Source organism: Staphylococcus delphini (assembly GCF_900636325.1).
In the GTDB taxonomy this organism is placed as follows: Bacteria; Bacillota; Bacilli; order Staphylococcales; family Staphylococcaceae; genus Staphylococcus; species Staphylococcus delphini.
On the sequence record NZ_LR134263.1, the window covers coordinates 1,380,527 to 1,393,478 of the forward strand.

Annotated in this window: 9 protein-coding genes and 1 other RNA gene; 9 read left to right on the forward strand and 1 reads right to left on the reverse strand. The window is 38.4% G+C overall.

What is annotated here, in order from left to right; all coding sequences use genetic code 11:
* The first annotated feature begins 229 nt into the window (after positions 1–229).
* The 9 genes from EL101_RS06565 to EL101_RS06605 all read left to right on the forward strand — a co-directional run bounded on the left by EL101_RS06565 (position 230) and on the right by EL101_RS06605 (position 11,546).
* Entirely contained in the window at positions 230–1,786 is a 1,557-nt protein-coding gene (locus EL101_RS06565) for a type I restriction-modification system subunit M (protein WP_096596915.1), read from the forward strand.
* Complete coding sequence (locus EL101_RS06570) at positions 1,779–3,029, forward strand: restriction endonuclease subunit S (RefSeq protein WP_126489876.1); 1,251 nt, start codon at positions 1,779–1,781, stop codon at positions 3,027–3,029. The genes EL101_RS06565 and EL101_RS06570 overlap by 8 nt, the downstream gene beginning before the upstream one ends.
* A 478-nt stretch (positions 3,030–3,507) precedes the next feature.
* The gene (locus EL101_RS06575) at positions 3,508–5,697 is read left to right on the forward strand and encodes a RelA/SpoT family protein (RefSeq protein ID WP_096597107.1); all 2,190 of its coding nucleotides are present in this window, start codon (positions 3,508–3,510) and stop codon (positions 5,695–5,697) included.
* 12 nt (positions 5,698–5,709) lie between these two features.
* Positions 5,710–6,162 (forward strand): D-aminoacyl-tRNA deacylase, encoded by a 453-nt coding sequence (gene dtd / locus EL101_RS06580; protein ID WP_096541605.1) that lies wholly within the window; start codon positions 5,710–5,712, stop codon positions 6,160–6,162.
* Positions 6,159–7,034 (forward strand): N-acetylmuramoyl-L-alanine amidase family protein, encoded by an 876-nt coding sequence (locus EL101_RS06585; protein ID WP_096597105.1) that lies wholly within the window; start codon positions 6,159–6,161, stop codon positions 7,032–7,034. Before dtd ends, EL101_RS06585 begins: the two co-directional genes overlap by 4 nt.
* A gap of 361 nt (positions 7,035–7,395) precedes the next feature.
* Positions 7,396–8,667 (forward strand): histidine--tRNA ligase, encoded by a 1,272-nt coding sequence (hisS, locus tag EL101_RS06590; RefSeq protein WP_096541601.1) that lies wholly within the window; start codon positions 7,396–7,398, stop codon positions 8,665–8,667.
* A complete protein-coding gene (aspS, locus tag EL101_RS06595) occupies positions 8,667–10,433 on the forward strand; it encodes an aspartate--tRNA ligase (protein ID WP_096597103.1) in 1,767 nt (588 codons plus the stop codon). Before hisS ends, aspS begins: the two co-directional genes overlap by 1 nt.
* A gap of 70 nt (positions 10,434–10,503) precedes the next feature.
* Positions 10,504–10,696, forward strand: a non-coding RNA gene (gene ssrS, locus EL101_RS06600) — 6S RNA.
* A gap of 82 nt (positions 10,697–10,778) precedes the next feature.
* The gene (locus EL101_RS06605; protein ID WP_096541597.1) at positions 10,779–11,546 is read left to right on the forward strand and encodes a tRNA threonylcarbamoyladenosine dehydratase; all 768 of its coding nucleotides are present in this window, start codon (positions 10,779–10,781) and stop codon (positions 11,544–11,546) included.
* A gap of 67 nt (positions 11,547–11,613) precedes the next feature.
* Here EL101_RS06605 and EL101_RS06610 read toward each other — a convergent pair whose 3' ends face one another.
* On the reverse strand, positions 11,614–12,885 hold the full coding sequence (locus tag EL101_RS06610) for a replication-associated recombination protein A (RefSeq protein ID WP_096597101.1): 1,272 nt from the start codon (positions 12,883–12,885) through the stop codon (positions 11,614–11,616).
* Between the last annotated feature and the right edge of the window lie 67 nt (positions 12,886–12,952).

A 12,952-nucleotide genomic window follows, 5' to 3' on the forward strand; every position in this document is an offset into this window, starting at 1 on the left:
TTCAAATGATTATTGATATACGATGGTGTGAATAGTAGAGGAGGAGTAATGTAGTCTCGTTGTCATTTTGCCATCCCTTTAATCCATAATTATCGATGTGAGGATGATGAATGATGAGCGTTTTGAGCATGTTTCAGGAGAGTTAATATTGAAAAGACGTAAATGCCACCCTATCTCATTTGATCATATATTATAATAAGGGGTAAGAGCGTAAAATGGAGGAAAGACAATGTCAATTACTGAAAAACAGCGTCAACAACAAGCTGAATTACATAAACGATTATGGGCAATTGCGAATGACTTAAGAGGGAATATGGATGCGAGCGAGTTCCGTAATTATATTTTAGGACTCATTTTTTATCGCTTCTTATCCGAAAAAGCAGAGGCGGAAGTAGCGGATGCATTATCAGGAGAAAATGTGACCTACGCAGAAGCTTGGGAAGATCCCGAGTATCGTGAAGATTTGAAAGCAGAATTGTTAGACACAGTCGGTTACTATATCGAGCCACAAGATTTATTTAGCACAATGGTGAAAGAAATTGAGAACCAACGCTTCGATATCGAACATTTAGCTCAAGCGATTCGTAAAGTCGAAACGTCGACACTGGGCCAAGAAAGTGAAGAAGACTTTATCGGCTTGTTCAGTGATATGGATTTAAGCTCTACACGTTTGGGCAATACGGTGAAAGATCGGACGGCGTTATTAAGTAAAGTGATGGTGAACTTGGCGGACTTACCGTTTGTGCATAGCGATATGGAAATTGACATGTTAGGGGATGCGTACGAATTTTTAATCGGTCGTTTCGCAGCCAATGCAGGTAAAAAAGCGGGCGAATTCTATACGCCACAACAAGTGTCGAAAATTTTAGCGCAAATCGTCACTTTAGGGAAAGACAAACTCCGCAATGTGTACGACCCGACATGTGGATCAGGTTCACTATTGTTACGTGTCGGTAAAGAAACGAAAGTGTATCGTTACTATGGGCAAGAGCGCAACAATACGACATACAACTTAGCACGCATGAACATGTTGTTACATAATGTACGTTACGAAAATTTCGACATTCAAAATGACGATACGTTGGAAAATCCTGCCTTTTTAGGTGAGAAATTTGACGCCGTGGTAGCCAATCCACCCTACAGCGCGAAATGGTCCGCAGACAGCAAATTCAACGATGACGATCGCTTCAGTGGATATGGTAAACTTGCGCCGAAATCAAAAGCCGACTTCGCATTTATCCAACATATGGTGCACTATTTAGATGACGAAGGGACGATGGCTGTCGTGTTACCTCATGGCGTCCTATTCCGGGGTGCCGCAGAAGGGGTTATCCGCAAATATTTGATTGAAGAGAAAAATACTTTAGATGCGGTCATCGGCTTACCGGCGAACATTTTTTACGGCACAAGTATCCCAACATGTATTCTTGTCTTTAAAAAATGCCGTAAAGCCGACCAAAACGTGTTATTTATCGATGCCTCGAACGCATTCGAAAAAGGCAAAAACCAAAACCATTTAAATGACGAACACGTTGAAAAAATCATGAACACATACAAAAACAGAGCAACCATTGATAAATATAGCTACGCCGCAACATTACAAGAAATTGAGGACAACGACTACAACCTCAATATCCCACGCTACGTCGACACCTTTGAGGAAGAAGCACCGATTGACCTTGACCAAATCCAACAAGACCTTGCCAACATCGACAACGACATCGCCCAAGTTGAAGAAGAAATCAACAGTTATTTGAAAGAACTGGGAGTGGTACAGAATGACTGATTTAAAGAGAAATGTCCCAGAGTTACGATTTCCTGAGTTTGAAGATGAGTGGAGAATTATAACTTTAGGTGAAGCTACAACAAAGATAGGTAGTGGAAAAACGCCATTGGGTGGTAGTTCAGTGTATCTAAATAATGGAATCCCATTTCTTAGAAGTCAAAACGTGCAGTATGGAATATTGGATTTAAGCGAATTGGTTTATATTGATGAAAATACAGATGAAAATATGAAAAATAGTAGAACTTATTATGGAGATATTTTATTGAATATTACAGGCGCTTCCATTGGTAGAAGTACAGTGAACACAATAAAAGAAGGTTATGCTAATTTAAATCAACATGTGTGTATAATAAGGTTAAAAGAACATTACAACTATAATTTTATAGGCCAGTTTATAATATCACCAAAGGGACAAAAAAGGATATTTATGGCACAAAGTGGTGGTAGCAGAGAAGGACTGAACTTTAATGAAATCAGTAAAATAAAGTTTAACTTACCAGATGAGGTAGAAGAACAACAAAAGATTGGCGATTTCTTCAGTAAACTTGATCGACAAATTGAGTTAGAGGAAGAAAAATTAGCTTTGTTAGTAGAACAGAAAAAAGGCTATATGCAAAAGATTTTCTCACAGAAACTTCGGTTTAAAGATGAAAATGGAGAAGAATATCCAGCGTGGGAAGAGAAGGAACTAGGGGATATAAGCAATAAAGGGGTGTACGGTATTGGAGCGACAGCAACCGAATTTGATGGGGAAAATGTATATGTGAGAATAACTGATATTAATGAAGTAAGTAGGAAACTTAATCAAGATCAATTTACTTCTCCAGACCGAATTGATAAAAAATACTTACTTAAGGAAAATGATATTTTATTTGCAAGAACAGGTGCCAGTACAGGAAAGTCATATATCCATAGAGATTTTGATTTAGATAAAAAGTATTATTTCGCAGGCTTCCTCATAAAATTTGAAATCAAGGAAGGAAATATGGCCGATTTCATATACCATAACACGTTAACAAAACAATTCGAAAACTGGGTATCAGTCATGTCGGTTAGATCAGGGCAGCCAGGAATTAACAGTGAAGAATACGCGAAATTTAAATTTTCTTTACCAATAATACTTGAACAACAAAAAATAGGTAATTTCTTCAGTAAGCTGGATCGACAAATCGAAATCCAATCTCAAAAAATCGACCTTTTAAAACAACGTAAACAAGGCTTCTTACAAAAGATGTTCGTGTAATTGACTGCGCTTGATTATAGTGATGTTTTAGTGGTTTGATGTGCCAGAGTTTATTGTGCCTACGATTTCTACAAAATTTGCTAAGAATAGACTAAGTATTTTGATGACGTTGATTTTGTCGTGTACATGAGGTGCTCACCTTTCCATACTGCTATTCATGCATGATTGACGGACGGACGAGACTCCCGAGGGAACAGCTGATCCGGAAAATCCACCAACGCTTCAACAAGTGTCACCGTAAAATCAAAGCGTTGGTTAGTTGAAGGATCAGCCCCTGGGAACGCGAGTCCAGGACGGCAATCGCATGCATGTGACATGTTCAAAAAGGAATACATGTTCAAAAAGGAATACATGTTCAAAAAGCAAAAATGATTACATCCAAAGCGGAATTTCTCATCAATATGCTTCATGATTCGGTTCAATTATTTCAAATCATGTAGTATGATAGTATTATTATTGATAACGTGGGGGTGACCATATGAATAACGAATATCCATATAGTGTTGACGAAGTTTTACACAAAGCGAAACAATATCTCGATAAAGAGCAGTATGAATACGTGCTCAAAAGTTATCATATCGCTTATAAGGCACACGAAGGACAATTTCGTAAAAACGGTTTACCATATATTATGCACCCCATCCAAGTCGCAGGTATCCTAACAGAAATGCATCTTGATGGGCCTACGATTGTTGCTGGTTTTTTACATGATGTGATTGAAGACACGCCATACACTTTTGATGATGTCGCGGAAATGTTTAATGTAGAAATTGCAACGATTGTAGATGGCGTAACCAAATTGAAAAAGGTGAAGTACCGTTCAAAAGAAGAGCAACAAGCTGAAAATCATAGAAAATTATTCATTGCCATCGCTAAAGACGTGCGTGTCATTTTAGTGAAATTGGCAGACCGTTTACATAATATGCGAACATTACGTGCGATGCCTCGTGAGAAACAAATTCGTATTTCTAAAGAGACATTAGAGATTTATGCGCCATTAGCACATCGTTTAGGGATCAATACGATTAAATGGGAGCTTGAAGACATTGCATTAAGATATATCGACAATGTACAGTATTTCAGAATTGTCAATCTCATGAAGAAAAAGCGTAGTGAACGTGAAGCGTATATTGAAAATGCGATTGAAAATATCCGCAAAGAAATGGATATTATGGATATTGCTGGTGACATTAATGGCCGTCCGAAACATATTTATAGTATTTATCGCAAAATGATGAAGCAAAAAAAGCAATTCGATCAAATTTTTGATTTACTTGCTGTCCGTGTCATCGTTCATTCGATTAAAGATTGTTATGCCGTTTTAGGTTTGGTACATACTTTATGGAAACCGATGCCAGGCCGTTTTAAAGATTATATTGCGATGCCAAAACAAAATATGTATCAATCCTTACATACAACAGTTGTAGGCCCTAATGGTGATCCTCTTGAAATTCAAATTCGAACATTTGAGATGCACGAAATTGCAGAACATGGTGTTGCGGCACACTGGGCTTATAAAGAAGGCAAGCAAATTGATAAAGATAATGAAAACTATAATAAAAAGTTAAATTGGTTAAAAGATATTGCAGAAACGGATCATACGTCTTCAGATGCCCAAGAATTTATCGAGTCGATGAAGTTCGATTTACAAAGTGATAAAGTATATGCGTTTACGCCGGCAAGTGATGTCATTGAATTACCTTATGGCGCAGTGCCTATTGATTTTGCGTATGCCATCCATAGTGAAGTGGGTAATAAAATGATTGGTGCCAAAGTTAACGGGAAAATTGTACCGATTGATTATGTACTCCAAACTGGGGACATTGTTGAAATTCGTACGAGTAAACATTCGTATGGCCCAAGTCGAGATTGGTTGAAAATTGTCCGTTCGTCAAGTGCGAAAAGTAAAATAAAAAGTTTCTTCAAAAAGCAAGACCGCTCGTCCAATATTGAAAAAGGGAAGTTTATGGTCGAAGCAGAATTGAAAGAACAAGGTTTTAGACCAGAAGAGTTACTAACTGAAAAAAATATTAAAATTGTGAATGATAAATACAATTTCGCTAATGAAGACGATTTATATGCGTCAGTTGGTTTTGGTGGTGTGACAGCATTACAAATCGTGAATAAACTGTCTGAGCGTTTACGTATTGAACATAAACAAAAAGCATTGAATCAAGCGCAAGAAGTAACAAAAGCTGCACCGATTAAAGATTCGATTACGACAGATTCAGGCGTCTATGTAGCAGGATTAGATAATGTCCTTATTAAATTATCAAAATGCTGTAATCCGATTCCTGGTGACCGTATTGTCGGCTATATTACGAAAGGTCACGGCATTAAAGTTCACCGTACAGACTGCCCGAATATTAAAAACGAAAATGAACGTTTAATCGATGTAGAATGGGTGAAATCTAAAGATGCTTCACAAAAATATCAAGTCGATTTAGAAGTGACTGCATATGATCGTAATGGCTTACTCAATGAGGTACTTCAAGCTGTGAACAGTACTTCGAGTCAGTTGATTAAAGTTGCTGGGAAATCAGACGTTGATAGAAATGCTGTCATTAATTTAAGTATTATGGTAAAAAATGTACATGAAGTTTATAGAGTTGCAGATAAAATTAAACAACTCGGGGATATTTACACAGTGACGCGAGTTTGGAATTAGGAGTGCATAAAGATGAAAATCGTTGTACAAAGAGTTCAATCTGCAAGTGTTAAAAATCATCAAATAGAGCGCACAATACAACAAGGATTTTGTTTACTCGTCGGTATTGGTGAAAGGGACACGCAAGCAGATGCGGAAGTTTTAGCGAAAAAAATTGCGAACTCTCGAATTTTTGAAGATGAGAACGAAAAACTTAATTTAAATATTCAACAAATCAATGGTGAGATTTTATCTATTTCGCAATTTACATTGTATGCGGATGTGAGAAAAGGAAATCGCCCAGGCTTTACACAAGCGATGGCACCTGATCAAGCAAATGAACTGTACGAATATTTTAATGATCAGCTACGTGCATTTCAAATTCCAGTTGAGACGGGTGAATTTGGAACAGATATGCTTGTCAGTATTCAAAATGATGGTCCTGTGACGATTATTTATGAGAGTGAAGATGGCAAAGTCGTATGAAAAAGGTTGATCAGTGGTTAAAACAAAAACGCATTCATCCGCAACGTTTTTATGGCGCTTGCTTTACGATTGCAATTGTGGGTATTCTTGTCGTGTCGTATTTTGTGTTGAGACATAGTGACGATGATCATATCAATTTAATCGAGGACGCGGAAATTCGAACAGGTCCAAACGCAGCGTTTCCTGTACTGTATCAAGTGCATAAAGGCGATGAATTTCATCAAATTGGTAAAAAAGGAAAATGGATTGAAGTCCGTTCAGCTAATGGCAAGCAAAAAGGATGGATTGCGGGATGGCATACGAATCTCGACATACCTGCAGATGTCAATCCACAGGCGAATCCATTGAGAAATAAAACGATTGTCCTTGATCCAGGCCATGGTGGTGGTGATCAAGGTGCTTCGAGTCGACAAGGTGACAAAACTTTAGAAAAAGATATCACATTGAAAACAGGGTTAGAACTGAAATCATTGCTTGAAAAGAAGGGCGCAAACGTGAAAATGACGCGTTCAACGGATGAATATGTGAAATTAAAAGATCGTAATCTTAAAGGTGATGTCTTTATTAGTATTCATAATGATGCTCTAGAAACACCGAATGCCAATGGTGCAACTGTCTATTGGTTTCATGAACAACAAGAAGGGCTCGCGCAAACATTAAATGCAAGCATACAAAAGAAAGCAATGTTATCGAATAGAGGCACGAGACAAGAAAATTATCAAGTGTTACGACAAACAGAAATGCCTGCTGTGCTACTTGAACTGGGGTATATTAGTAATCCGACTGACACCGTAATGATGAAAGACAAAAATCATCGTCAAATCGTTGAACAAGCGATTGTTGACGGGTTAGAAAGTTATTTTTTAAGTTAATGGCTTGAAACTGACTGGAAAAACAGGTATGATTAAAAATGAATTTTATATTTAACACCGTTTGTATTCTTGAATGAACTAAGCAAATAACGATGTCAGAAGAGAGTCTATCCATTGGCTGAAAGATAGACCGTCGTGCTTAGTGAGATGAACACAAGGAAAGGTACTTTATGAAAGTAAGGTCGTGTCGCTCGCGTTAAGAGCCTAGAGTGAAGAACAGTCTCTATTGGATTGTTCTTAATTAGGGTGGCAACACGGCAAAATAAAGTACGTCCCTTGTATGTTTAGTGCATACAGGGGGCGTTTTTTTATTCACACAAATGGCTGAAGTTAAGAATAGAGATGAAAAGGAGCGATAAAGATGATTCACATTCCACGTGGGACGCAAGATATTTTACCTGAAGAAACTGCGAAGTGGCGCTATATCGAAAACCAATTGCACAAATTGATGGAAGTTTATAATTATCAAGAAATCAGAACCCCAATTTTTGAAAGTACCGATTTATTTGCGCGCGGTGTGGGGGACTCTACCGATGTTGTACAAAAGGAAATGTACACGTTCAAAGATAAAGGAGATCGTAGTATTACGTTACGTCCTGAGGGAACAGCTGCAGTCGTACGTAGCTATATTGAAAATAAAATGCAAGGTTTACCGAACCAACCGGTAAAATTGTACTATAATGGTCCGATGTTTCGCTATGAAAGAAAACAAAAAGGGCGTTACCGTCAATTTAATCAATTTGGCGTAGAGGCGATTGGTGCTGAAAACCCAAGTATGGATGCAGAAGTACTTGCTATGGTGATGCACATCTACCAATCATTCGGTCTAAAAAAATTAAAATTAGTGATTAACAGTGTAGGGGATGCAGAGTCACGCGTGGATTATCAAAATGCATTACGTGAACATTTCCAACCGGTCATTCACAATTATTGTAAAGACTGTCAACAACGTATCAAAACGAATCCTATGCGTATTTTAGATTGTAAAGTGGATCGTCATCAGCCTGAAATTCAGACAGCACCGTCCATTACAGACTTTTTAAATGATTACTCCAAAGATTATTTCGAAGCGGTTAAATCACACTTAGATCGTCTAGGTGTGCCATATGAAGTGGATCCAAAATTAGTAAGAGGTTTGGATTACTACACGCACACTGCATTTGAATTGATGATGGATAATGAAGCCTATGATGGTGCGATTACGACTTTATGTGGCGGTGGCCGTTACAATGGTTTGCTTGAATTGTTAGATGGACCGAGTGAAACGGGAATCGGGTTTGCATTAAGTATTGAAAGATTATTGTTGGCACTAGAAGAAGAAGGGATTGAATTCCCACAAACGCAGCACATCGATTTGTTTGTAGCAACGATGGGAGAGAAAGCGGATGATTTCGCAGTCACACTCCTTAACCGCCTCAGACACGCTGGCATTTCTGTGGATAAAGATTATTTATCTCGCAAGTTGAAAGGTCAAATGAAACAAGCAGATCGACTGAATGCTACGTATACGATTGTAATTGGGGATCAAGAACTTGAAGCCGGTGAAGTTGCTGTGAAACATATGGCGACAGGTGAATCTCAAACGATGAAATTTGAAGAAATAGAAAGTTATATTCATGGAGGTAAAGAATAATGGCAAAGCGCACGACATACTGTGGTTTAGTGACAGAAGAATTATTAGGACAAGAAATTACGTTGAAAGGATGGGTCCATAACCGTCGTGATTTAGGCGGCCTTATCTTTGTAGACGTAAGAGATAGAGAAGGTTATGTGCAAGTCGTTTTCAACCCAGACTTTTCAAAAGAAGCGCTTGAAGTCGCTGAACGCATCCGCTCTGAATATGTCGTTGAAATTACAGGGACAGTCACTAAAAGAGACGATGAAACAATCAATCCTAAAATTAAAACAGGACAAGTGGAAGTCCAAGCGAAATCGATTGAAATTATTAATCAATCAGAAACACCACCGTTTTCAATTAACGAAGAAAATTTAAACGTGGATGAAAATATCCGTTTGAAATATCGTTATCTCGATTTACGTCGTGAAAAATTAGCGCAAACATTTAAAATGCGTCACCAAATCACGCGTTCCATCCGTCAATTTTTAGATGGCGATGGTTTCTATGATGTTGAAACGCCTGTATTAACGAAATCTACGCCAGAGGGTGCGCGTGACTATCTCGTGCCTTCACGTGTACATGACGGTGAATTCTATGCGTTACCACAATCACCACAATTGTTTAAACAACTATTAATGATCAGTGGTTTTGATAAATATTACCAAATCGTCAAATGTTTCCGTGATGAAGACTTACGTGCTGACCGTCAACCTGAATTCACGCAAATCGATATTGAGATGAGTTTCGTTGAGCAAGAAGACGTGATGCAATTAGGTGAAGCGATGGTGAAAAACGTGCTTGCGGATGTAAAAGGTATTGAAATGACTGATGCTTTTCCACGTATGACTTATGCTGAAGCAATGTCACGCTATGGTACAGATAAACCTGATACACGTTTTGGTATGGAATTGTTAGACGTCTCAGAATTAGGTCAAATGATGGACTTTAAAGTATTCAAAGGCGCAGTAGAAAGTGGCGGTCAAGTGAAAGCGCTCGTTGTTGAAAATGCTGCACCTGACTATACACGTAAAGAGATTGACGGTTTAACAGAATTTGTGAATATTTATGGTGCGAAAGGCTTAGCATGGGTGAAAGTAGTTGAAGACGGTTTAAATGGTCCAATCGCACGTTTCTTTGAAGAGGATCATGTTGCGAAATTACAAGCATTAACAGGTGCTAAAGCGGGTGACTTAGTCTTATTTGTTGCTGATTCTAAAGATGTCGTTGCCCAAAGTTTAGGTGCATTACGTAATAAACTTGGAAAAGAGCGTGGCCTCATTGATCCAGAACAATATAACTTCTTATGGGTGACAGATTGGCCATTACTTGAATACGATGAAGAAGCGCGTCGTTACGTTGCAGCACACCATCCATTCACATCACCTAAAGTAGAAGATATTGATTTATTAGAAACAGCCCCTGAACAAGCGCAAGCACAAGCTTATGACCTTGTATTAAATGGTTTCGAATTAGGTGGCGGATCTATTCGTATTCATGATGGTGGACTTCAACAGCGTATGTTTAAAGCATTAGGTTTCTCTGATGAAGCAGCACAAGAACAATTCGGTTTCTTATTAGATGCGTTCAAATATGGTGCACCTCCACATGGTGGTATCGCTCTAGGTTTAGACCGCTTCGTTATGATTTTAAGTGGTCGTACAAACTTACGTGATACGATTGCGTTCCCTAAAACAGCATCTGCGACAGATTTAATGACAGATGCACCGAGTCCAGTATCAGAAAGACAATTAGACGAATTATCATTACGTATCAAACATTAATTTAAAAACACAGTGTGCAAACTTTTTTCTTGAATAATCATTAAAGTGTGATATGATTAATTCATAAGATAGTCATCTGTAGTGTTCGTAAGTTCGCTTTATGTATTTTGACCTAACACTCTTTGATCAGGGAGCCCAATGGGTTTTCTTGCAGCGCACACGCCTCTATAGGAGGACGTGCAAAACAAGAAACAGGGCACCCACCTGTATATAGCAGGCCAAAATGATCAAGCACTTTACAACTACGGCATAACGGATCTATCGGTACGCAAGGCTTCGTGTCTTGCGTATTTTTTATGTGTTCATTTAAAATGGGATATGAATTTGTAATTAAAGGAGTTTAATATGAAACATCAATTTTCTCGTAACGAACTGGCTATTGGACAAGAAGGGCTCGACAAATTAAAACAAACAACAGTCGCTGTATTAGGTGTCGGTGGGGTAGGTTCTTTTGCTGCAGAAGCTTTAGCACGTACGAACATCGGGCATATTATTTTAATAGATAAAGATGATGTAGATATTACAAATGTCAACCGCCAATTGCATGCGTTAACGACAACAGTAGGACAAAGTAAAGTGAGTTTGATGGAAGAACGTATTCGCTTAATTAACCCTGACTGTAAAGTGACGCCATTACATATGTTTTACACGGAAGAAACGTACGAACAACTTTTTGAAGATTATGATATCGATTATGTTGTTGATGCGAGCGACACCATTATTTATAAAGTGCACTTAATGGAACAATGTTTAGCGCGTGGTATTCAAATCATTTCAAGTATGGGTGCGGCGAACAAAACAGATCCAACACAATTTGAAATTGCTGACATTTCAAAAACACATACGGATCCTATCGCGCGTATCATTCGAAATAAATTAAAGCAAAAAGGGATTAAAAAAGGGATTCCAGTTGTCTTTTCAGGTGAAAGCCCAATCGTGATTCGTGAAGACGTGAAGGCGGTAGTGGGCGATGCGCAAGGTAAAAACCGGAAAGCACAAATGCCGCCATCATCTAATGCTTATGTGCCAAGTGTCGTCGGTTTAATATGTGCAAGTTATGTATGTAATCACATTTTAAAAGACATCACCGTACAACGTATTAAAGATAAATAAATTGGAAATATGAACAGGGGCTCAGATATCATCACGTCAGAGCCCTTGTTCATATTGAAATTCACTTTTACAATTCATTTTGCTGCTGTTTAATATTGTCGTATATTTGTTTAAACTGTTGCTCTGACTTCGACGTCTCTTTAGGCGTGTAATATTGTCTGTTTTTCAACAAGTCCGGCAAATATTGTTGTGCCACGAAGCCATTTGGATGGTTGTGTGGATATTGATAGCCGACTGCACGTCCTAATGCTTTCGCCCCTTGGTAATGGCCATCTTTTAAATAATCCGGCAATTGACCGACATGCCCTCTACGAATGTCGCTTAACGCAGCATCAATAGAACGAATTGCTGAATTAGATTTTGGTGATAGACATAGTTCAATGACTGCTTGACTGAGCGGAATACGGGCTTCTGGAAATCCTAACCTTTCAGCAGATTCGATTGCAGCTAATGTCCGTTGACCAGCACTCGGAGAAGCTAAACCGATATCTTCATAACTGATCACAAGCAATCTTCTTGCAATCGTAGGAAGGTCTCCTGCTTGTATGAGTCGTCCCAAGTAGTGAAGTGCCGCATCGACATCACTCCCACGAATAGACTTTTGAAAGGCACTCATCACGTCATAATGCATATCCCCATCTTTATCACTTAAAAATGCCCCACGCTGTAAACAATCTTCCGCGTCTTGTAATGTAATATGAGGTGGGGTGTCATTTGCGCTTAATACTGCTAATTCTAAAGCGTTCAAAGCACTGCGTACATCACCTTGACTTTGTGTTGCAAAATATTCAAACGCATCATCGTCAATGGTAGCGTCAAATTGCTTTAAGCCTCTTTCTTCATCTTCCAATGCATGGGATAAAGCGACTTTAATATCATCTTTATCGAGCGGAAATAATTCAAAAATCTGGGCTCTTGAACGAATCGCTGGGTTAATTGCATGATATGGATTGGAAGTTGTTGCACCGATGAGCACAATTTTTCCATTTTCTAAATGGGGTAATAAAAAATCTTGTTTCGCTTTGTCTAATCTATGAATTTCATCCAGTAATAAAATGACTTGTCCTGACATTTTCGCTTCATCAACAATCATTTGCATATCTTTTTTCGTGTTCGTTACAGCGTTCAATTGTCTAAACTTGAAAGCGGTACTGCCTGCAATCGCTTGAGCAATACTTGTTTTTCCAATGCCTGGAGGACCGTAAAATATCATAGATGACAACCTTTTCGCATTGACCATACGACGAATAATCCCAGTTTCTCCAACGAGATGTTGTTGTCCAATGACTTCATCGATATTCCGTGGACGCATTCTGGAAGCGAGTGGTTCAGTCAACATCGTTATCCCTCCATTGTTATTAGTTTTGTACTCTTATATACAATGGTATTATATTAATATAAAAAAT

Coding starts and splice junctions, on each gene's coding strand:
- EL101_RS06565 (WP_096596915.1), top strand. CDS start 230: ATGTCAATTACTGAAAAACAGCGTCAACAACAAGCTGAATTACATAAA.
- EL101_RS06570 (WP_126489876.1), top strand. CDS start 1,779: ATGACTGATTTAAAGAGAAATGTCCCAGAGTTACGATTTCCTGAGTTT.
- EL101_RS06575 (WP_096597107.1), top strand. CDS start 3,508: ATGAATAACGAATATCCATATAGTGTTGACGAAGTTTTACACAAAGCG.
- dtd (WP_096541605.1), top strand. CDS start 5,710: ATGAAAATCGTTGTACAAAGAGTTCAATCTGCAAGTGTTAAAAATCAT.
- EL101_RS06585 (WP_096597105.1), top strand. CDS start 6,159: ATGAAAAAGGTTGATCAGTGGTTAAAACAAAAACGCATTCATCCGCAA.
- hisS (WP_096541601.1), top strand. CDS start 7,396: ATGATTCACATTCCACGTGGGACGCAAGATATTTTACCTGAAGAAACT.
- aspS (WP_096597103.1), top strand. CDS start 8,667: ATGGCAAAGCGCACGACATACTGTGGTTTAGTGACAGAAGAATTATTA.
- EL101_RS06605 (WP_096541597.1), top strand. CDS start 10,779: ATGAAACATCAATTTTCTCGTAACGAACTGGCTATTGGACAAGAAGGG.
- EL101_RS06610 (WP_096597101.1), bottom strand. CDS start 12,885: ATGTTGACTGAACCACTCGCTTCCAGAATGCGTCCACGGAATATCGAT.